Consider the following 20,608-nt stretch of genomic DNA (forward strand, 5'->3'; position numbering starts at 1 on the left):
CACCGGAGTCACATCAATATTTACAACGAGTGTATCTGTACCGCCATTGCCATCATCAACAATTACAGTGAAGCTATCTGGGCCGTTGTAGTTTTCATTGGGCGTGTATGTCCAAGTGCCGTCTGGGTTGACGACAGCTGTACCATTAATAGGCACAGTAGATTGAGAATAAGTTAGGGTATCTTGAGTATTCTGATCGGTAGCGGTTAGCGTGCCACTGATCGGTGTATCTTCGTCAGTAACAACCGTCGTACTTTCACCCAACGGGTCGTTGTTGATGTCAACGAAAATAGGAGAGAATTGAGGATTTAATAAAGCGAGACTCTGTGTAGTCGATAATCCAATTGACTCGAAACCTGATGTATCAAAGTTCGTACTCGCTAATGCTTCTACCCCCTCACGCTCAATCGTTCCCGTTGGGGTTAGCGATGAGCCGGAGATTCCACCGGCGGCGGTGGCGAATTCATCACCTAATTGAGTTGGGTCTACGCCTTCTTCTAACGCAGCGAAAATGGCATCGATTTCACCGGTGATGTCCGTGAGGTCACCACTGTCTTGAACCAGGTTTACGCTGACTTCTGGATTTGATGCGGATTCAACGAGGCTGGCATCACCGGAAATGACAACTTCGCCGGGAAGGAGTTGTTCTCCTTCATTGACGACTCTTACATTGCCATTTTTATCAATAACAATGATTTGACCACCGGCTAGGTTACCGATCAATGCATGCGTGACAAAACTCATAACGCGCCTCTAATCCTTTCTAATGATCTCTGCTTTATTGTGATGATGGTAAGCAAAGACTTATTAATCACAGCTATAAATTAACACTACGGGTTAATTCAACAAACCGATTTCTAACCCTGTCACTTTGCAACATTTTAGATACAAGCGGCAGGTCACAACTTCAATAAGTATGTACCAAGATCTCATTTTTATCGCACTTAAACTGAAACGTCGTATCGATAAATTAACAAAATTGACTAGGTCCAGGCTCCGAATTCTGTTGCAACTTTAAAGGTTATATAAATGTTAGCCTACGTTAGTCACAATCACCGTAAAGTGCTAGCTCATTGACGCCATAAATGGTTTAATCTCATTTATGAGACGTGGGTGTTCGCTATCATGCCCGCTCGTTGTATCTCATGGAGAATGAAAGTTGAATTGGAACACGTTGAAAGTGGTGGGCTGCTTGGTAGCTCTTAGCTGTCCAGCTCAAAGTCAAACACTCGAACAAGCGGTCGCTTATACCTTAACGACCAATCCTGACATCAAAGCATCGTTTAACGAATTCATGAGCAAAGTCTATGACGCCGAAGCCGCGTCCGGGGCCTATTTGCCGTCAATCGATCTCGATGCAGGCATTGGCTACGAAGCCGTTGATCTCGCAACTGGGGTTGAAAATGACCTCAACCGTAAAGAAGCGACTCTGTCTCTTACCCAGTTATTGTGGGATGGTTCATCAACCCTGAACGATATGGACCGCACGGCGGCAGACGCAGAGTCAGTGCGTTTTCAATTGTTGGCGGAAGCGCAAGACATGGCGCTTGAAGTTGCGGACATCTATTTAGACGCGGTCAAGGCGTTCGAAGTTCTGCAACTTTCCGAGAGCAACCTAGCCATTCATAAAGAGATCTACCGTGATATTAAAAGGCGCGTCGAGTCCGGTATCGGTTCAACTGCCGATTTAACCCAAGTTGAAGCTCGTATAGCGAAAGCACACGGAAACTTGCTGGCCGCTCAGAACAATTTATTCGATACCCACACTCAATTTCAGCGCGTGGTTGGCCAATCACCTCAAGGTTTGATTTTTCCTCGTGCCGATCAGATGGCTATTCCTTACACGTTAGACGAAGCGCTCAACAAAGCTTACGAGACTCATCCCGTCATCAAAGTCGCGCAAGCGGATGTCGATTCAGCACGCTTTCAATATGAGCAGACCAAAGGCGTCAACTTCCCTACGCTGTCTATTGAAGCCAATCAGACGTGGCGCGACGACGCTGGCGGCTACGAAGGGTCAGCGGAGGAGTTCTCCGCCATGCTGCGTATGCGCTATAACCTATACAATGGCGGATCGGATGCAGATCGCACTGAAAGCGCAGCGTATCAGCTAAATAAAGCCAAAGATTTCCGTGACCGCACATTCCGCTCAGTTGAGGAGAGTTTACGTCTCTCATGGAGCGCGCTGGACCTTACCTTACAGCAGAAAGAGTTTCTGGCTGATCATGTTGACTCCGCCTCACAGACGGTTATTGCGTACAGCAAACAATACCGACTGGGCAAACGTACGCTCCTCGACTTGCTCAACACGGAGAATGAGCTGTTTGAAGCCCGCAAAGACTATCTCGATGCCAAATACGATGAGCAGTACGCCAAATATCGAGTGATGAACGCCACTGGCAACTTGCTATCTGCCCTTAGAGTCAACACCCCAGAGCCTTGGAACCAAGCTGTAGAATACTAATATGAAAGTCTCAATTTTAGCCCTTATCCTATCGTGCGCCACACTTTCAACGGCGGTATTATCTGACGATGAGTTTGACTATATTCAAACGCCAAAACCCATCCAAATCGCCGATCTAGAAGACGACGACAATGACGGCGTGGTCAACGCGCGCGATCTCTGCCCGGGTACGCCCGAAAAAGCGGACATCGATAATGATGGCTGTGGCACCTTTGTCAAAACCTCGCTGGCGTTAAGTTTGCATATTTTGTTCGATAACAACTCTACTGAAATCGCGACTCCGTTTTACCCGCAAATTGAATCGATGGCGGCGTTTCTGGACCAATACCCTGAAACCTCGATTGAGTTGCAGGGATTTGCCAGTAAAACGGGCAACTCTGAACACAATCTCGCGCTGTCGAAGCAACGTGCAGAAGAGGTACGCCAAGCGCTGGTTGGCTATGGGGTAACACCGAGCCGAATTCGCGTTGTGGGTTATGGTGACAACGTCTCTGAGACGGGTGAAGACGAAGTCTCACATGCCATGAACAGAAAAGTCGTTGCTAGTGTGGTTGGGCATAAAGGCCACGTCAAAGAAGAGTGGACTATCTTTACCACTATTCCGAAATAACGCCTTGTGCGTAGGCTTTGCTGCAACTTGATAGCAGAAACCTCGCACAGGAGTTTCGCTTCTTTGTCCAGAGTGCTACCCTACAGCCGAACTACTTTAAGAGAGCTTTACAATGAGCAAATTAACATCAGATATCCAAGCTAACTTGGAACTATTCGTCGCAGAAACGCAACAGAGCAAACTGGTTTGGGGCATGCGTAACGAAGAAGGTTGGCTATCTTGCGACTCTTCAGAATTTGAGAACAGCGAAGTGATGCCGTTTTGGTCCTCAAAAGAGGATGCTCAAGCGCATAACGTTGAAGAGTGGGCAGACTTTGAAGTCCTAGAGATCCCTCTGGATATCTTTGTTGAAGATTGGCTATTGACGCTCGCGGAAGACGGCGTCCTCGTCGGCACCAACTGGAACGCACAATTGGAAGGCAAAGAAGTGGAGCCTTCTGATCTCGCTAAGCTTTACCTCGCGTAAGCGCTTTGCCATCAGGTGATCCTGTAAAAACATTAACGCCCTGCACTTGCAGGGCGTTTTGTATTCCACAAAAATCGGTTAGCGCTGCTTCTCTACAAGCTCTGCCATAACCACCTCTTTATTGTCGAGATACGCGTCAAGGCCCGCTCTGCGCAAATCACACGAAGGACAGGTACCGCAACCATCCCCGATGATACCGTTGTAACACGTCAGGGTTTTCTCTTTGATAAGAGAGAGTGCTTGATATTGATCCGCCAGTGCCCACGTTTGCGCTTTATTGAGCCACATCAGTGGTGTCACAATCTCTAATGGTCGGTCCATCCCTTTCACCAAGGCGCTGTTCATTGCTTTAACAAACTCATCTCGGCAATCTGGATAACCTGAAAAGTCAGTTTCACAGACACCGGTGATGACCGCCTCGGCGCCAATTTGATAGGCGTAGATGCCCGCAAGGGTGAGAAACAAGATGTTGCGTCCAGGCACAAAGGAGTTCGGCAAACCGTTCTCTTGCAGTTCATGAGAAACAGGAATGTCATCGCGCGTTAGTGAGCTAATCGCTAACTCATTGAGAAGACCCACATCCATGACTTTGTGCGCTGAGACACCAAGCTCTTTCGCTAGGCTTTGTGCCACCTCAATTTCAAGTTTGTGGCGCTGGCCATAATCAAAGGTTATCGCGTGTACTTCATCGTACTCTTGCAGTGCTTGAACCAAACAGGTAGTGGAGTCTTGTCCACCACTAAATACGACGACCGCTTTCTTCATCTTCAATTCCTTTAAGCAATACTCAAATACTTGTGCGTCTGAATAGATAACCGCCAGTTGCGCGAGATGCAAGTATCAATACAGAGTTGTGTCGCACGCGGCTTTTGACTGATCGGTTGCAATGCAATGGTGGTGCAACTCGGCACCTTCGCACGGCTTAGCAAAGCCTCCAGCTGATCGATGTCTTTTTGTGTGCCAACCGGGTGTTTGATTTCGTTGGCGCGCAGCAGCGCGCTATCCAGCACCGGAAGCTTACCTTTCATGGCGATTTTTGGTGACACTGTCACCCATGTTGATTCTGTTGCAAGCACCTCATAAGTACCGCTGGTCTCAATTTGGCACTGACAACCGATCGCTTCAAATGCTTGGGTCATAGGCGTTAAGTCATAAAGACAAGGTTCGCCTCCCGTGATCACGACATGTTTGGCTTGATAACCTTGAGCGACATATTGTTCAACGATGGCACTCGCGTCTGCGCGGCACCAAGTGGGTGAATCACCTTGCTTGACCATGATCTGCTTAAACGAGGTTTCATCTTGTGGCGTCGCATCCCAGGTCTGTTTGGTGTCACACCACGCGCAGCCGACAGGACACTCTTGCAGGCGCACAAACACCGAAGGAACCCCTGTAAAGACCCCCTCACCCTGGATGGTTTCAAACATTTCATTCACTTTGTACAAAGTTAATCAGCCCAATTTGTCATCTAATCATTTTGCAAGGGCGAGACCTTAAAGGAGCTCGGCGTGTAGGTCAACTAAATCATAAATTGATCATTAAGCGATGAAGGATTATTCTGCGAGACTTTGTTGTTGCAAATTTAAGATGCCCGTTATGTACAAATTGATCGCACTGGATATGGATGGCACCCTGCTCACCAGTGATAAAACTATAAGCCCTCGCACCAAACAAGCCATTGCCAAGGCTCGTGAACAAGGCGTTAAGGTCGTGCTTGCCTCTGGCCGCCCAATTGATGGTATGCGTGGTGCGATTGAAGAACTTGGCCTCTATGCTGACGGCGAGTTTGTTGTCTACTTTAACGGCTCTATGGTGAAAGAGCTCGGCAGTGATACGGTCATTCACCAAGCGATCATTGATGGGGCGAGTGCAAAACGTGTTGCTGCGCTGGCAAAGCAGCTTGACCTATATTGTCACGCATTCAGCAGTGAGCTGGGCCTTATCACGCCAGAGATGAATGAGTTCACTGGTATTGAATCCACCATCAACAAAATTCCCGTCACCTTGATGGATTTTGACGAGTTGCATGACGACCATGAAATCATCAAAGCGATGATCGTGGGTGCGCCAGAGAAGCTCACCCAAGCTATCAGTAATATTCCCGCTGATTTTCACGGCGACTTCACCATAGTGCAAAGTGCCCCCTTCTTCCTGGAGTTTTTGAGCCAGCAGAGTAACAAAGGCGTCGGCGTCGGCGCGATTGCCCAGCACCTCGGTATTGAGGCTGATGCCGTGATCTGTATGGGCGATGCGGAGAATGATCACCACATGCTCGAATACGCTGGATTAGGCGTAGCGATGGAAAACGCGATGGAAGGCACCAAAGCCATCGCCAATCACATCACCGCAAGTAATAACGACGATGGCGTTGCCTTAGTGATTGAGCAGTTTGTGCTCAACACCGATAAGTAAGCGGTAAGCGCAATTCAATCAATGAGGCCGTGTGACGGCCTCATTGATTATTGTCATATGGCCACCACGGTTATTTCAGCGTCTTCTTCAACCAATGGATATGAGGCTCAAACCCCAATCGGTCATAGAGAGCTAAGGCACTTTGGTTGAACTGCCACACTTCAACAAACATCTCTTCGACACCGTATTGCTCAAATCGATGCGCCATCTCATCACACAACTGTTGAGCCACACCTTGTTGGCGATAGGTGGGCAACACGTAAAGTTCATCGAGCGATCCCATTTGCAACGGTTGGCTGACGGTAGAAATCAGTTCACAAAAGTGACCAGACACAAAGCCGACAATCTGTTGGCTTGACGCATCCAATGCCACCAAAACCAAGCATTCAGGGTTATCGAGATAACGCGCAATACTCTTCTCTTGCTCTATCTCTTCGGCAGGTTTGAAATAGTCCGGCGACTGTTGGTGATGCTCATCATGGAGCTGAAACATCAATTCGTTGAGGGTATCGAGGTCTTGTGCGATGGCGCTGCGAATCTTCATGCTGAGGCGGTTTTACGGTAAAGCGTTAGTTTGGGTCGCAAACTGTGCGATTGCAAGCGTTGCAAAGGATTATTAGCAATAACCTGCGCGCCGCCCCAATAACGAGAGAATGGCGCGCAGAATGACGGGTTAAGAGTTCAGCGCTTTCATGATTTCATCTAGGCTGGTTGGATCATCAATGGTCGATGGGACTGTATACTTTTCACCATCGGCGATTTGACGAATGGTGCGGCGCAAGATTTTACCAGAGCGCGTCTTGGGTAGGCGCTCCACGACCAGCGCGTGTTTAAAGCACGCCACCGCGCCAATCTCATCACGCACTTTGCCAATCAGTTCACCTTCGAGCTCTAGTGAATCAATCTTCACGCCATCTTTTAGCACCACAAAACCGAGGGGCAGTTGCCCTTTCAAATCATCATGAATTCCGACCACCGCGCACTCTGCAATCGCGGGATGCGCACCGACAATCTCCTCCATCTCTCCCGTGGAAAGGCGATGACCCGCCACGTTAATCACATCATCAATCCGGCCCATGATGAACAAGTAGCCCTCCTCATCAAGATACCCGCCGTCTCCTGAAACGTAGTAGCCGGGGAATTGACTCAAGTAGCCGGACTCAAATCGGTCATGATTGCGCCACACCGTCGGTAGACAGCTTGGCGGCAGAGGCCGTTTAAGGGCCACAAAGCCTTGCTGACCAGGCGCTGCGATCTCCCCTAGCTCATCCAAGATGTCGACTTGATAGCCCGGGATTGGCTTGGTTGCCGAACCGGCTTTAACGGGCATCGCTTCAATCCCAATCGGATTACCTGCAATCGCCCAGCCCGTTTCGGTTTGCCACCAGTGATCGATCACAGGCTTGCACGTTTGCTGTTCAACCCACTCTAGTGTTGGCGGGTCAAGCCGCTCGCCGGCCATAAAAATCGTCTGCAGTTTAGATAAGTCGTACTGGCGTACCCACTCCCCTTGCGGATCTTCTTTCTTGATAGCGCGAAACGCCGTTGGAGCAGAAAACAGCACATCCACTTGATACTCTTCACATACGCGCCAGAAAGCACCGGGATCGGGCGTCCTCACCGGCTTGCCCTCAAACAAAATGGTGGTGCAACCATGAATCAGCGGCGCATAGACAATATAAGAGTGACCGACTACCCAGCCGACATCCGATGCCGCCCAGTACACGCCTTCTTGCGGTACGTTGTAGATGGCGCTCATTGAATACTTCATCGCTACCGCATGGCCGCCATTATCGCGCACCACCCCTTTGGGTTTGCCGGTCGTGCCGGATGTGTACAAGATATAGAGCGGATCGGTTGCCAATACAGGCACACAGGCATGAGGCAGCGCCGCCTCAAACGCCTGGTGCCAATCGACATCTCGCTCATGTGTGAGTGCTGCTTGGCACTGTTCACGCTGCAACACAAACACCGCTTCCGGTTTCCAGCGGCTATCCATGATCGCCTTATCGACCATCGGTTTGTATTCAATCACTTTATTGATTTCAATGCCGCAGGAAGCCGTCATCACCACCTTCGGCTCAGCATCTTCGATGCGCACCGCGAGCTCGTTAGGAGCAAACCCGCCAAACACCACCGAATGAATCGCACCCAGCCGAGCACACGCCAGCATCGCCATGGCGGCCTCTGGGATCATCGGCATGTAGATGACAACGCGGTCGCCTTTGGTGACACCTTGCGCGCTGAGCATTCCTGAAATTTTAGCCACTTGATCACGCATACCTTGATAGGTGTAGCGCTTTTTGGTTCCTGTCACAGGGGAGTCATAAATCAGCGCCGTTTTGGCGCCGCGTCCCTGCTCACAATGGTAATCGAGCGCGAGCCAGCAGGTATTCATCACACCGTCAGGAAACCAGCGTTCAATCCCGTTGTCATCCTCCGCTAATATCGTGGTTGGTTTTTCAAACCAATCAATCGCTTCGGCTTGTGCTTGCCAGAACTGCTCTGGCGATTCTTTTGCCCATTGATACTGCTTTTGATACTCAGACATGCTGCTTCCTCCAGACTGTCTTTAACTATTGGCACTCTGGTTATTGAACAGAGTGAAAGACATCGGAGGGAACACGCACAACGCCCTCCATCAAAATTCTTGCGCTGCGACCCATACTGACTTGCCGAGCGCACCATTGCCCACCTTGCGCATCGACTTTTGCGCCGACGGTTAAGGTGCCAGATGGATGACCAAAGGTGACTTGGTCACGCTCGCCGCCGCCCGCCGCTTGATTGACCAGCGTGCCCGGTACGCACGCCGCCGCAGCGATAGCCACCGCTGCGGTACCCATCATGGCGTGGTGCAACTGTCCCATCGACATCGCCCTGACCAAAACATCAATATCGCCCGCCTCAACCACACTTGCGCTTGACGTATGATAAGTATTAGGCGGTGCCACAAACGCCAGCTTCGGCGTGTGCTGGCGAGTCGCGGCCTCTGAGATATCCTCTATCAGACCCATCCTAAGCGCGCCGTGAGCGCGTATGGTCTCAAGCTTATTCAGCAATTCAGGATCGCCGTTAATCGCCGGCTGAAGTTCGCTGCCGGTTAAGCCCAATTCGTGCGCATTGAGAAACACGGTCGGAATCCCCGCACTGATAAAGCTCGCCTTTAGTGCCCCCACTCCGGGCACGTCAAACACTTCCGCGACTTGCCCAGTTGGAAACAGCGAACTGTCACTGCCCGAGGGGTCGACAAAATCGACGCGGATTTCTGCGGCAGGAAACGTGACCCCATCGAGCATAAAACTGCCCATTTCTTGCACTTGTCCTTCGACGATGGGCACATGCACTACGATGGTTTTTTCGATATTGGCTTGCCAAACCCGCACCTTGGCAACGCCATTGTGGGGAACGCGCTCAGCAGGCAGATAACCCGCGTGAATGGCAAAAGGGCCGACCGCAGCAGAAAGGTTGCCGCAGTTTCCGCTCCAGTCGACAAACGCTTGCCCTATCGCCACCTGACCAAACAGATAGTCCACGTCGTGATCGTCACGCGTGCTCGGGCTCACTATCACGGTTTTGGAGGTGCTGGATGTCGCTCCGCCCATGCCATCAATCTGTTTCCCATAAGGATCAGGGCTGCCAATCACGCGCATCAATAGCGCATCACGCTCAGGACCGGGGATTTGTGCCTGAGTCGGCAAATCTTCCAACCTGAAAAAGACCCCTTTACTGGTTCCACCACGCATGTAGGTCGCGGGAACGCGAATCACATCGTTCATTGTCAGCCTCCTACTGCGCTAAAAAGTCTTGAGCAAAGCGCTGCAAAACACCGCCTGCTTGATAAACAGAGACTTCATCGGCGGTATCTAGACGGCACGTCACCGCGACATCAAGCGTTTCACCATTGGCGCGGGTAATGATCAGCGCCAAGTCTGCACCAGGCGCAATGTCACCCACTACGTCGTAGGTCTCTGAGCCATCTATCTCAAGAGTATGGCGTGTCACGCCCGTTTTAAATTCCAGCGGCAATACGCCCATCCCAACAAGGTTGGTGCGATGGATACGCTCAAAACCTTCCGCAACAATCGCTTCAACCCCTGCTAATCGAACACCTTTTGCCGCCCAATCTCGAGAAGAGCCTTGGCCGTAATCGGCGCCTGCAATAATGATCAACGGCTGTTTTCGCGCCATGTAGGTTTCGATCGCTTCCCACATTCGCACCACTTTGCCTTCGGGTTCAATGCGTGCCAGTGAGCCTTGCACCACATCGCTGCCCTGTTTCACCATCTCGTTGAACAATTTGGGGTTCGCGAATGTGGCACGTTGCGCCGTCAGGTGGTCACCACGGTGCGTGGCGTAGGAGTTAAAATCCTCTTCTGGCACACCCATACTGGCTAAATACTCGCCCGCAGCGCTACTGGCCAAAATCGCATTGGAGGGCGATAAGTGATCGGTGGTAATGTTGTCACCCAATACCGCCAGAGGACGCATCCCTTTCAAGGTGCGCTCACCTGCCAACGCCCCTTCCCAATAGGGTGGACGGCGAATATAGGTGCTCATCGGGCGCCAATCATAGAGTGGGTTGGATGCCTGTTGTTCCTCATCCAATTTGAACATTTGAATGTAAACCCGCTTAAACTGCTCAGGTTTCACGTGCTGAGCCACCACTTGATCGATCTCTTCATCACTTGGCCAGAGATCTTTCAGATAGATAGGTTCACCGTTGGCATTGTGGCCGAGCGCATCGCGCTCAATATCAAAGCGGATTGAACCCGCCAGCGCGTAGGCAACCACCAGCGGAGGAGACGCAAGAAACGCTTGTTTGGCATACGGGTGGATACGACCGTCAAAGTTGCGATTGCCTGACAGCACCGCGGTCGCATACAGATCGCGTTCGATGATCTCTTGCTCAATAGTGGGATCGAGCGCGCCGCTCATTCCGTTACAGGTGGTACACGCGTAAGCGACGATGCCAAAGCCAAGCTGCACCAGCTCTGACAATAACCCCGCTTCTTGCAAGTAGAGCTTGGCGACTTTCGAGCCGGGCGCAAATGAGGACTTCACCCAAGGCTTGCGCACCAGACCTAGCTGATTGGCTTTTTTCGCCAATAACCCTGCCGCTACGACGTTTCTCGGATTGCTAGTGTTGGTACAAGAGGTGATCGCTGCAATAATCACGGCGCCATCGGGCAGCCTTTGCTCGCCGGTATCTGTACCGCGGGGTTGCGCGATACCGCGATTGGCCAGCTCACTCGTCGGTAAGCGGCGATGGGGATTAGACGGGCCTGCGAGGTTTCGTGTGACACTCGAGAGATCAAATTCCAACACACGCTCATACTGCGCCTCGCTAAGCGCATCCGCCCAAAGTCCGGTTTGTTTCGCGTAGGCTTCCACTAAAGCCACTTGCTTGTCATCGCGGCCGGTCAGTTTTAGATACTGAATGGTCTGCTCATCGATGTAGAACATCCCTGCCGTCGCCCCGTATTCCGGCGTCATGTTGGAAATGGTGGCGCGATCACCAATCGTCAAATCGCGAGCTCCTTCACCAAAGAACTCCAAATAGGCCGAGACCACGCGCTGCTCGCGTAAAAACTCGGTGATCGCCAGTACGATATCTGTCGCGGTGATGCCACTTTGGCGTTTTCCGCTTAGCTTGACACCGACAATGTCGGGCAAACGCATCATCGACGGCCGTCCTAGCATGACGGTTTCCGCCTCTAGGCCGCCGACACCGATGGCAATCACGCCAAGCGCATCAACGTGCGGCGTGTGGCTGTCGGTCCCGACACAAGTATCCGGATAAGCAATGCCTTGCTTGACTTGAACCACTGGCGACATTTTTTCCAAATTGATCTGGTGCATAATGCCGTTGCCCGCTGGGATCACGCTGACGTTTTCAAACGCGGTTTTACACCAATCAATGAAGTGGAAGCGATCTTCATTGCGCCTCTCTTCGATGGCGCGGTTTTTCTCAAACGCCTGTGGATCAAAGCCCGCGTGTTCCACCGCTAATGAGTGGTCGACAATCAGCTGCGTTTCGACCACTGGGTTCACTTTCGCAGGATCGCCACCTTGCAGAGCAATCGCATCACGCAGCCCTGCCAAATCCACCAAGGCGGTTTGTCCTAGAATATCGTGACACACGACGCGCGCCGGATACCAAGGAAAGTCCAAGTCACGCTTGCGCTCAATCAATTGCATCAGCGCTGCATCAAGACTCTCTGGCTCACAGCGGCGCACCAACTGCTCCGCCAGAACCCGTGAAGTGTAAGGCAGCCCATCGTAAGCACCGGGCGACAGTGCATTCACCGCCGCGCGAGCATCGAAATAATCGACATCGAATCCGGGCAGTGACTTTCTGTATTTTGAATCGCTATTCATCTTTACATCCACTCTCTTAGGCGTTAACGCTGCTCAATCGGAACCCATTGCTGATGCTCGGGGCCTGTGTAGTCGGCGCTTGGGCGAATAATGCGATTATTGGCGCGCTGCTCAAACACGTGCGCTGCCCAACCTGTGAGACGGCTCATCACAAAAATTGGAGTAAACAGTTTGGTGGGAATATCCATAAAGTGATACGCCGATGCGTGGAAGAAATCTGCGTTACAGAACAGCCCTTTTTCTCGCTTCATGACCGCTTCAACCCGTTCGGAAACCGCATAGAGATGGGTATCCCCCACCGCTTGAGAGAGTGCTTTTGACCAGCGTTTGATCAACGCATTGCGCGGGTCGCTTTCACGGTAAATGGCGTGGCCGAATCCCATGATTTTGTCTTTGTTCGCCAACATAGTGAGGATGTTGGCTTCCGCTTCATCGGGCGTCATCCAGCCTTCAATCATCTCCATTGCGGCTTCATTGGCGCCGCCGTGCAGCGGTCCTCGTAAAGTACCGATCGCCGCTGTGATGCATGAGTGGATATCAGATAAGGTCGAAGCGCACACTCGGGCCGCAAAGGTAGAGGCATTAAACTCATGCTCTGCATACAAAATGAGCGAGCAGTGCATCACCTGCTTATGAAGTTCACTCGGCGCTTTATCAGTGAGCAGTTTGAGGAAGTAGCCCCCAATGCAGGCTTCGCTTTGGTCTTGGGTATCAATCCTCACTCCATCATGGCTAAAGCGATACCAATAGCAGATGATGGCGGGAAAGAGCGCCAACATCCGCTCGGTCGCATCGAGCTGCTGATCAAAACTCATCTCTTGCTCTAGGTTTCCAAGCATTGAGCAACCGGTGCGCATCACATCCATCGGATGGGCGCTGGCAGGAATCAGCTCTAACGCCGCCTTAAGCTCATTCGGAAGGCCGCGTAGGCCAATCAGACGCGTCTTGTAATTGTCTAACTCTTGTTGATTGGGTAAATGGCCTCTTAACAACAAAAACGCCACCTCTTCAAATTGGGCGTTATTGGCCAAATCGGTGATGTCGTAACCACGGTAGGTTAGCCCTGTTCCTGTTTTGCCAACGGTGCACAGTGCGGTGCTGCCGGCACTCTGACCACGCAATCCTGCGCCGCCAATCGGTTTTTTGCTCAGATCATTCTCAGTGTGAGACATGGTAGAACTCCTTTTCTTGCGAGCTTTGCCCAATCCCCCTCACGCTTAAGCGCCTTTTGCTTCAAGCGCTGACGGCAAGAGGTTTGGATCTCTTTAACCCGCTGATTTCACGTTATTGGTTGCATTGCTATTGTTATTCGTTACTCAAAAACTACTGTTATTCGTCACTCAAAATCTGTTGTTATTGGTCACTAAACAGTCTGTCGAGCTTGTCCTCGTAATCGTGATAATTGAGGTGTGCGTAGAGCTCTTTGCGGGTCTGCATCTCGCCAAGTAGCGCTTCTTGATTGCCCACTTCAAGCAGATGGCGATAGACCATTTCCGCCGCTTTGTTCATCGCGCGAAACGCACTCAGTGGATAGAGCACCATGTCGACATTCGACTGGCCTAGCTCTTCACAGCTGTAGAGCGGCGTTTGACCAAATTCAGTGATATTCGCCAGAATCGGCACTTTTTTCCCCGTAGCGCTTTCAAGCGCAGCAGAAAACTGTCGGTACTGCGCTAACTCTGTCATCGCTTCGGGGAAGATCATGTCCGCGCCCGCTTCGACACACGCAATCGCCCGCTCAATCGCGCGGTCAATACCTTCGACAGCCAACGCATCGGTGCGCGCCATGATGACAAATTGATCGTCATTGCGCGCATCCACCGCTGCTTTGACTCGGTCGACCATCTCTTCTTGGCTAACGATCGCCTTGTTCGGTCTATGGCCACAGCGTTTTTGCGCCACTTGATCTTCCATGTGCACCGCTGCCGCACCGGCCTTCTCCATCGCTTTGATGGTGCGGCCAATATTAAATGCGCCGCCAAATCCGGTATCGATATCCACCAACAGCGGCAGGTCGCACGCATCAGTGATGCGGTCAACATCCACCAGCACATCATTCAATGTCGTGATGCCAAGGTCTGGTAATCCATACGAGGCGTTGGCAATGCCCCCACCAGAGAGATAGATCGCTTGATGACCTAAGTTCTTCGCCATCATGGCGCAATAAGGGTTGATGGTTCCGACAATCTGGAGCGGATGATTTTGCTGTAGGGCGAGCCGAAACTTGGCTCCGGGCGTGAGACTCATAGTCACTTCCTCTAGTCCGTGAGTATTTGTTGTTCAATCAAAAGGCGACTACCTGAGATGTGGCGACGCATCAGCATTTCCGCTAACTCTTCGTCACGGTTGGCAATCGCTTGGAGGATATGTCGATGCTCCGCCAGCGCTTCTTTTGGTCGCGATTGCGCGCGCGGAGACTGGTAGCGATACATACGCAATAAGTGGTACAGCTCATTGCACAGCAAATTGATAAGGTGTCGATTGCGACTCGCTTTAATAATGCGGTAGTGGAAATCAAAATCGCCGTGTTGATGGAAGTAGGACGCGCCTTCCACTTCTTCAATATGATGAGAGTGAGCATTCAGCAGTTGCTCAAGACCAGCAATGTCTTGTGGTGTCATGTGTCGCGCGGCTAATCGGGCCGCCATCCCTTCGAGCGCCTCTCGCACCGAATACAATTCAATCAGTTTTTCCGGTGAGAAGGTGATCACGCGCGCGCCGACGTGCGGGATACGCTCAATCAATCCCAACCCTTCAAGACGCATAATCGCCTCACGCAAAGGCCCGCGGCTGACGTTAAATCGTTTCGCCAGTTCTGGCTCCGATATTTTGCAGCCCGGGGCAATCGCACCACTGACAATGTCCTCGACAAGGCTCTCGGTGAGTGTCAGGGATTTGGTATTTTCAGTAGCTGGCTTCGTTTTGTTTGGGCCCTTGGTGAGTTCAAACTCTCTAGCGATGTTCATCGGTCTCTCAATCATTTCTGGGTGACGCCCTCCGCAGAGTGTTGGAGGTGTTCGTTGATGTTTTCACCATAACGCTCAAATTGTCGACAATCAATCACATTGTCGACAATTTAGACTAAGGTATAAGTTAAAACCCATTTTCACTGCCAAAAATGCCACTTCGTGTCGACAATGATGAATAATAAACGCCCCCATCGACGTCCGTGAACTTTATGAACTTAATTCGCTTTATGCCCAATATTATTTTTATACGCGCAACGCAGACAGACTTGTAACATCTCATTAACCTTAAGGCATCCAACAAGCACGTGCTGGTATCGCCTAGCAAGACCAGGCTCGATAACAGCGCTCGCTTTGGTGAGATAACCCATAACCATAACGAGACTTCCAAAGAGAAGTTCTGCCTACATAAGGAACGTGAATCATGTTTAAGGTACTCAAACCCACTCTTGCAGCGTCGATCATCGCTGCGTCTTTCTCATTCAGTGCATGGGCGGCGGATGTGGAAAAAATCCACTTTCTGATCCCAGGTGGCGCCGGTGGCGGCTGGGATATGACGGCGCGTGGCACTGGTGACGTGTTGGTCAAATCTGAGATTGTCGACAACGTCTCGTTCCAAAACCTCTCTGGTGGCGGCGGCGGTAAAGCCATTGCGCATTTGATTGAAACCGCTGAGCGTCAAGAAGACACTCTGATGGTCAATTCCACCCCTATCGTGGTGCGCTCTCTGACCGGTATTTTCCCGCAATCATTCCGTGATCTCACGCCCGTCGCGGCGACCATTGCCGATTACGGCGCCATCGTGACATCGGTCGATTCGGGCTACAACACTTGGGAGGATGTAGTTAAAGAATTTGAGTCTAACCCACGTAAAGTCAAAATCGCTGGCGGCTCTGCACGCGGCAGCATGGACCACTTAGTAGTCGCAGCCGCCTTTAAAGGTGAAGGGTTTGACGCAAAAACCGTTCGCTACATCGCTTATGATGCAGGCGGCAAAGCCATGGCCGCACTGCTTTCTGGTGAAACGCAGCTCTTATCTACCGGCCTTGGCGAAGTGCTGGAGATGTCGAAATCTGGCCAAGTTAAGATCCTCGCGGTGACAGCGCCTAAACGTTTAGACGCAGCACCGGATATTCCGACGCTCACTGAATATGGCAACGAAACGGTGTTTGCCAACTGGCGTGGCTTCTTCGCAGCCCCTGGCGCAAGCCAAGCGAAGATTGATGAATGGAATGCCGCCCTCAGCAAAATGTATCAAACCGATGAGTGGAAAGTCGTGCGTGACCGTAATGGTTGGATCGACAACTACAAAGCGGACAAAGAGTTCTACGCTTTCCTTGAAGACCAAGAGAAGCAGATGGGCGATTTGATGCGTGAGCTTGGCTTCCTCAAGTAATACGCCGCCATGTTTGGGTCGGTAGCGGGTCTACCACCCTTGTTTTCGCCGTACTTGAGAACCTTAGACAATCTCCGCTGTTTGTGTTGAACAGTTGGCCTTTCACTCCAAATTCCACTTAGAGAGAAAGGCCATTGTTAGTGAATATGTTGCTCATTAACCCTCTAGTACGGCTTTTTTCTCTACTTCATCCAACGCACATCGTATCCAGCCTCTACTCAGCATGGCTCGATTGATGCAGCGTTTCGATAACTCAAATGGAGTTGGCTATGTCGGACTTACCAACGAACTCTTTCAACCAAGGCAGCTTCTTTAGCAAAGAGAACCTGCTGTGCCGTGATCGTGTTGGTGCGATGATATTTCTGATTGTCTGCCTATGCTACGGCTACCAAACCACCCAGATCCCGATGTTTCCGGGTGATGAATACGAACCCTTTACCGCGCGTACCCTACCCACACTGCTGACGTTCGCAGGAATCGGCCTGGCACTCTTGCTGCTGGTGATGGGCAAAAAAGACAGCCAAAGTGGCGCTGTACTGGATTTCAACTGGAAGTTACTGATTGGCTTTTTAGCCCTGATGGCGCTTTACGGCGTCGGCCTGACCTACCTTGGTTTTGTCTTGGCAACGGGCTTTTTCTTACTCGCCGGCTTTTACCTGCTTGGCGAAAGACGCAAAGCGGTCTTGTTTGGCGCGTCATTCCCGTTTGTGATTGCGTTTTATCTTCTTCTTACCCAAGGGCTGGATATCTATCTCGAGCCGGGCGTTATCTTCACTATGTGGTCGTAATCAGTAAGGAAATCCCATGTTAGACGGAATTTTACAAGGTCTTTCGACCGCCGTGATGCCGATGAACCTAATGATGGTCATCGTCGGCTGTTTTGTCGGTACGTTTATCGGCATGCTTCCTGGCCTTGGCCCGATTTCAGCCATCGCCCTCATGATCCCCATCACCTACGGACTCGATCCCTCATCAGGACTGATCTTGATGGCGGGCGTCTACTACGGCGCGGTGTTTGGCGGCTCCACCTCCTCTATTTTGATTAACGCACCGGGCTGCTCATCCACCGTCGTGACGGCGTTTGATGGCTATCCTATGGCACAAAAAGGTCAAGCAGGAAAAGCCCTAGCGCTTGCGGCCTACTCGTCATTTACGGGCGGTACGCTCTCGGCCATCATGCTGTTGGTTGCCGCGCCTGCGCTCGCGAGCGTCTCCCTGAGTTTCCAATCCTCCGACTATTTTGCCTTGATGCTGCTTGGCCTCTCCGCTGTTGCGGCGTTTGCTGGCAAAGGGCAAGTGATCAAAGCGTGGATGATGACGGTCCTCGGTTTGATGCTCTCTACCGTCGGAATTGATAAAGGCGTCGGCGTTGAACGCTTCACCTTTGGCCTAACTGATCTAATGGATGGCTTTAGCTTCCTTCTGCTTGCGATGGCCACTTTTGCACTCGGTGAAACCTTGATGGGCATTCTCAAACCGGAGCAAGACACCCGCGACGAAGAGCAGAGTAAGATGAGCGACATCGGCAGCATGAAAGTGACCAAGGAAGAGATCAAAGAAGTGGCGCCAGTCTCGATTCGCTCTTCCATTTTAGGCTTTTTCACCGGTGTATTGCCGGGTGCAGGGGCAACCATTGCCGCGTTTCTTAGCTATGGCATGGAACGAAACTTAGCGCCAAAAGAGAAGCGTGAAGAGTTCGGTAAAGGCAGCATTCGTGGGCTGGTGGCACCGGAGTCGGCCAACAACGCCGCATCCAGTGGTTCGTTTGTGCCGTTGTTAACGCTGGGTATTCCAGGATCGGGCACCACCGCCATCATGCTCGGTGCGCTGATCGCCTATGGTATTCAGCCGGGGCCACGTTTGTTTGTTGAGCATCCAGATGTGTTTTGGTCGGTGATTATCTCAATGTACTTTGGCAACATCGTGTTAGTGATCTTGAACTTACCGCTGATCCCTTGCATTTCACGCCTGCTGGCCGTACCGCGCACCGTACTGCTACCGATGATCTTATTCTTCTCGATAACCGGTGTGTATTTGGTCTCGTTTAACACCATGGACGTGTTCATCATGTTGCTGATTGCCGTTGGTGCCATCGCATTGCGTTTAGCCAACTTCCCACTCGCGCCGCTGCTGCTTGGCTTTATCCTTGGCGGCTTGATGGAAGAGAATTTACGCCGCGCCTTGATGATCAGCGATGGTGAGCTGAGCTTCCTTTGGGAGCGCCCTATCACCTTCACCTTTACCGTGCTCGCTGCGCTCGTGCTACTCAGCCCACTGCTGGTCAAACTGGTACAAGCGTTGAAAGGCTCGCCAAAACAGATTGAGCAGTAGCCAGTCGAAAGTTGTCATTCGAACGTTGTGTTATCCCGAGGGCGTTATCGCCCTCGTTTTCTTTCCTTACGCATTAATTTCCTTACGCATCAAACCTCATAGATGGATTGCTTGAACAAAAATTAGAGTATAGACTCTAATTTATCACTTTCATTTAAGCGAGGATCGCACACGTCATGCCTATTCGCCCTTTAGCTTTGATGCTCGCCTGTTGCGGCGCAGTGTCTAGCGTGGCGCACGCTGCCCCGATCAGTTTTGAACAAGCGTGGACGCTGCTCCAACAAGAGAACCACTCACTCGCGGCCTCGCGCGCGAATGTTGACCGCTATCAAGCGCTGCACTTAGCGACCGATAGCCTAAATTTGCCGTCTGTCACTCTAGGCGCCAACTACACACGCCTCGATACCGACGTGACCCTATCTGGTGAGCAGCTCTTTGACAGCACAGGGGCAACGATGCCCAACCTTGGCCCCACCTTCGGTGGATTGGTCTCACAGCTCGGCAGCGTGACCTCTACCATCACCGAGCGCGACATATTCTCCTCCTCCATTCGCGCCGTTTGGCCAATCTTTACTGGCGGTCGCATCGATGCCGCGCAAAGCGCCGCGCAAGGGAAAAGCGAACAGGCAAAGAGTGAGCTAGCGATGGAAACTCAAGCGCGCTTTGAAGATCTCAGTAAATACTATTTTTCCGTTTTATTGACACAAGACGTACTTCACACCCGACAACTGGTGGAAGCTGGGTTAACCAAACACAGAGACAACGCACTCAAGCTTGAACAGCAAGGGCAAATCGCCCGCGTCGAAAGACTGCAAGCGGAATCCGCCTTGGACAAAGCCGTGATTGAGCGCAAGAAGGCGCAAAAAGATCTCGATATCGCCCAAGCGGCGCTGACGAAAATTCTAAACCAAACCGACGGCGTCGAGCCCTCGGACCACTTGTTTATAAATCCAAACCTGCCGCCACTAGATCTGTTTATCGACCGCACGTTAGGCACCTACCCAGGCCTCGCTCTGCTTGACGCCAAAGAGAAGCAAGCCAACAGCCTGATCAAAGCGGAAAAAGGCCGCTACTACCCAGAAGTGTACCTCTATGGCGACTACAGCTTGTATGAGGATGATTCCCTCGCAAGTCAGCTGAAACCCGAGTGGCTCGTGGGTGTTGGGGTCAATGTGCCTTTGATTGATACCTCCGGTCGCTCAGAGCAGGTCAAAGCGGCGCACAGTGCGGTGTCTCAGGTTAACTATCTCAAAGCGCAGGCAAAACAAGATCTCTCCGTTCTGGTCCAGAAAACCTATCTGGAAGCGCAGCAAGCGCGAGAAGAGGTCCAGGGGCTCGATTCCAGCTTGTCACTGGCGCAGGAGAATCTCAAACTGCGCGAAAAAGCCTTTTCGCAAGGGCTTTCGACGTCAACCGATGTCGTCGATGCCCAGCTCTATGTTGCCAGTGTTGAAACACAAAAAGCAGCCGCCAGTTTTCAATACCTTGTGTCACTGTCAAAGTTGTTGGCTCTGTCGAGTGAAATGGACAGTTTTAAACAGTATCAATATAACGCCATCCCGTTGTCGAATCGTTAAGGATCAAA

The 20,608-nt window shown here is 51.5% G+C and carries 18 protein-coding genes; 8 read left to right on the forward strand and 10 right to left on the reverse strand.

All coding sequences use genetic code 11. From position 1 onward, the window contains the following. On the reverse strand, window positions 1-744 hold a 744-nt coding region (locus tag AC6R0R_RS13980), incomplete at its 3' end, for an Ig-like domain-containing protein (protein ID WP_500627108.1). Window positions 745-1,159: 415 nt separating this feature from the next. Between AC6R0R_RS13980 and AC6R0R_RS13985 the strand changes: the two genes are divergently transcribed. The 3 genes from AC6R0R_RS13985 (at window position 1,160) to AC6R0R_RS13995 (ending at window position 3,540) form a co-directional block, all read left to right on the forward strand. Then, the gene (locus tag AC6R0R_RS13985) at window positions 1,160-2,464 is read left to right on the forward strand and encodes a TolC family outer membrane protein (protein ID WP_500627109.1); all 1,305 of its coding nucleotides are present in this window, start codon (window positions 1,160-1,162) and stop codon (window positions 2,462-2,464) included. Between the two features lies 1 nt (window position 2,465). Next, a complete protein-coding gene (locus AC6R0R_RS13990; RefSeq protein ID WP_500627110.1) occupies window positions 2,466-3,074 on the forward strand; it encodes an OmpA family protein in 609 nt (202 codons plus the stop codon). A gap of 112 nt (window positions 3,075-3,186) precedes the next feature. Continuing rightward, window positions 3,187-3,540 (forward strand): DUF2750 domain-containing protein, encoded by a 354-nt coding sequence (locus AC6R0R_RS13995; RefSeq protein ID WP_334550457.1) that lies wholly within the window; start codon window positions 3,187-3,189, stop codon window positions 3,538-3,540. Between the two features lie 78 nt (window positions 3,541-3,618). On the opposite strand, the gene queC is transcribed toward AC6R0R_RS13995, so the two are convergent. Next, a complete protein-coding gene (gene queC / locus AC6R0R_RS14000) occupies window positions 3,619-4,305 on the reverse strand; it encodes a 7-cyano-7-deazaguanine synthase QueC (protein ID WP_500627111.1) in 687 nt (228 codons plus the stop codon). Between the two features lie 11 nt (window positions 4,306-4,316). Continuing rightward, window positions 4,317-4,967 carry a 7-carboxy-7-deazaguanine synthase QueE gene (gene queE, locus AC6R0R_RS14005; RefSeq protein ID WP_500627112.1) on the reverse strand — a complete coding sequence of 217 codons (651 nt, stop codon included), beginning with the start codon at window positions 4,965-4,967 and terminating at the stop codon, window positions 4,317-4,319. A gap of 169 nt (window positions 4,968-5,136) precedes the next feature. Between queE and AC6R0R_RS14010 the strand changes: the two genes are divergently transcribed. Continuing rightward, window positions 5,137-5,952, forward strand: a complete 816-nt coding sequence (locus tag AC6R0R_RS14010; RefSeq protein ID WP_500627113.1) for a Cof-type HAD-IIB family hydrolase — start codon at window positions 5,137-5,139, stop codon at window positions 5,950-5,952. Window positions 5,953-6,022: 70 nt separating this feature from the next. Here AC6R0R_RS14010 and AC6R0R_RS14015 read toward each other — a convergent pair whose 3' ends face one another. From AC6R0R_RS14015 to AC6R0R_RS14045, 7 genes are all read right to left on the reverse strand, one after another. Beyond that, window positions 6,023-6,496 carry a GNAT family N-acetyltransferase gene (locus AC6R0R_RS14015; RefSeq protein ID WP_500627114.1) on the reverse strand — a complete coding sequence of 158 codons (474 nt, stop codon included), beginning with the start codon at window positions 6,494-6,496 and terminating at the stop codon, window positions 6,023-6,025. A 129-nt stretch (window positions 6,497-6,625) separates the two neighbouring features. Next, the gene (locus tag AC6R0R_RS14020) at window positions 6,626-8,503 is read right to left on the reverse strand and encodes a propionyl-CoA synthetase (RefSeq protein WP_500627115.1); all 1,878 of its coding nucleotides are present in this window, start codon (window positions 8,501-8,503) and stop codon (window positions 6,626-6,628) included. 40 nt (window positions 8,504-8,543) lie between these two features. Further along, complete coding sequence (gene prpF / locus AC6R0R_RS14025) at window positions 8,544-9,728, reverse strand: 2-methylaconitate cis-trans isomerase PrpF (RefSeq protein ID WP_500627116.1); 1,185 nt, start codon at window positions 9,726-9,728, stop codon at window positions 8,544-8,546. Window positions 9,729-9,738: 10 nt separating this feature from the next. Next, a complete protein-coding gene (acnD, locus tag AC6R0R_RS14030) occupies window positions 9,739-12,330 on the reverse strand; it encodes a Fe/S-dependent 2-methylisocitrate dehydratase AcnD (protein WP_500627117.1) in 2,592 nt (863 codons plus the stop codon). Between the two features lie 23 nt (window positions 12,331-12,353). Next, the gene (prpC, locus tag AC6R0R_RS14035) at window positions 12,354-13,502 is read right to left on the reverse strand and encodes a bifunctional 2-methylcitrate synthase/citrate synthase (protein ID WP_334550469.1); all 1,149 of its coding nucleotides are present in this window, start codon (window positions 13,500-13,502) and stop codon (window positions 12,354-12,356) included. Between the two features lie 181 nt (window positions 13,503-13,683). Beyond that, the gene (gene prpB / locus AC6R0R_RS14040; RefSeq protein ID WP_500627118.1) at window positions 13,684-14,577 is read right to left on the reverse strand and encodes a methylisocitrate lyase; all 894 of its coding nucleotides are present in this window, start codon (window positions 14,575-14,577) and stop codon (window positions 13,684-13,686) included. A gap of 11 nt (window positions 14,578-14,588) precedes the next feature. Further along, window positions 14,589-15,296, reverse strand: coding sequence for a GntR family transcriptional regulator (locus AC6R0R_RS14045; RefSeq protein ID WP_500627119.1), 708 nt, complete (start codon window positions 15,294-15,296; stop codon window positions 14,589-14,591). A gap of 424 nt (window positions 15,297-15,720) precedes the next feature. On the opposite strand from AC6R0R_RS14045, the gene AC6R0R_RS14050 reads away from it, so the two are divergent. From AC6R0R_RS14050 to AC6R0R_RS14065, 4 genes are all read left to right on the forward strand, one after another. Then, window positions 15,721-16,692, forward strand: a complete 972-nt coding sequence (locus AC6R0R_RS14050; protein ID WP_334550472.1) for a tripartite tricarboxylate transporter substrate binding protein — start codon at window positions 15,721-15,723, stop codon at window positions 16,690-16,692. A gap of 269 nt (window positions 16,693-16,961) precedes the next feature. Next, the gene (locus AC6R0R_RS14055; RefSeq protein ID WP_500627120.1) at window positions 16,962-17,480 is read left to right on the forward strand and encodes a tripartite tricarboxylate transporter TctB family protein; all 519 of its coding nucleotides are present in this window, start codon (window positions 16,962-16,964) and stop codon (window positions 17,478-17,480) included. Between the two features lie 16 nt (window positions 17,481-17,496). Then, window positions 17,497-19,023: a tripartite tricarboxylate transporter permease gene (locus AC6R0R_RS14060; RefSeq protein WP_500627121.1), complete on the forward strand. Its 1,527-nt coding sequence runs from the start codon at window positions 17,497-17,499 to the stop codon at window positions 19,021-19,023. 176 nt (window positions 19,024-19,199) lie between these two features. Further along, a complete protein-coding gene (locus AC6R0R_RS14065; RefSeq protein WP_500627122.1) occupies window positions 19,200-20,600 on the forward strand; it encodes a TolC family protein in 1,401 nt (466 codons plus the stop codon). Window positions 20,601-20,608: the final 8 nt, after the last annotated feature.

The sequence above is a fragment of the Vibrio sp. R12-SW3-ISO1 genome, assembly GCF_059834005.1.

What these genes read in the sequence shown, in the direction of transcription:
- AC6R0R_RS14045 (WP_500627119.1), bottom strand. Translation starts at nt 15,296, where the DNA reads ATGAACATCGCTAGAGAGTTTGAACTCACCAAGGGCCCAAACAAAACG.
- AC6R0R_RS14060 (WP_500627121.1), top strand. Translation starts at nt 17,497, where the DNA reads ATGTTAGACGGAATTTTACAAGGTCTTTCGACCGCCGTGATGCCGATG.
- AC6R0R_RS14055 (WP_500627120.1), top strand. Translation starts at nt 16,962, where the DNA reads ATGTCGGACTTACCAACGAACTCTTTCAACCAAGGCAGCTTCTTTAGC.
- AC6R0R_RS13990 (WP_500627110.1), top strand. Translation starts at nt 2,466, where the DNA reads ATGAAAGTCTCAATTTTAGCCCTTATCCTATCGTGCGCCACACTTTCA.
- prpC (WP_334550469.1), bottom strand. Translation starts at nt 13,502, where the DNA reads ATGTCTCACACTGAGAATGATCTGAGCAAAAAACCGATTGGCGGCGCA.
- AC6R0R_RS14065 (WP_500627122.1), top strand. Translation starts at nt 19,200, where the DNA reads ATGCCTATTCGCCCTTTAGCTTTGATGCTCGCCTGTTGCGGCGCAGTG.
- queC (WP_500627111.1), bottom strand. Translation starts at nt 4,305, where the DNA reads ATGAAGAAAGCGGTCGTCGTATTTAGTGGTGGACAAGACTCCACTACC.
- AC6R0R_RS14050 (WP_334550472.1), top strand. Translation starts at nt 15,721, where the DNA reads ATGTTTAAGGTACTCAAACCCACTCTTGCAGCGTCGATCATCGCTGCG.
- acnD (WP_500627117.1), bottom strand. Translation starts at nt 12,330, where the DNA reads ATGAATAGCGATTCAAAATACAGAAAGTCACTGCCCGGATTCGATGTC.
- AC6R0R_RS14020 (WP_500627115.1), bottom strand. Translation starts at nt 8,503, where the DNA reads ATGTCTGAGTATCAAAAGCAGTATCAATGGGCAAAAGAATCGCCAGAG.
- prpF (WP_500627116.1), bottom strand. Translation starts at nt 9,728, where the DNA reads ATGAACGATGTGATTCGCGTTCCCGCGACCTACATGCGTGGTGGAACC.
- AC6R0R_RS14010 (WP_500627113.1), top strand. Translation starts at nt 5,137, where the DNA reads ATGTACAAATTGATCGCACTGGATATGGATGGCACCCTGCTCACCAGT.
- prpB (WP_500627118.1), bottom strand. Translation starts at nt 14,577, where the DNA reads ATGAGTCTCACGCCCGGAGCCAAGTTTCGGCTCGCCCTACAGCAAAAT.
- queE (WP_500627112.1), bottom strand. Translation starts at nt 4,967, where the DNA reads ATGTTTGAAACCATCCAGGGTGAGGGGGTCTTTACAGGGGTTCCTTCG.
- AC6R0R_RS13995 (WP_334550457.1), top strand. Translation starts at nt 3,187, where the DNA reads ATGAGCAAATTAACATCAGATATCCAAGCTAACTTGGAACTATTCGTC.
- AC6R0R_RS14015 (WP_500627114.1), bottom strand. Translation starts at nt 6,496, where the DNA reads ATGAAGATTCGCAGCGCCATCGCACAAGACCTCGATACCCTCAACGAA.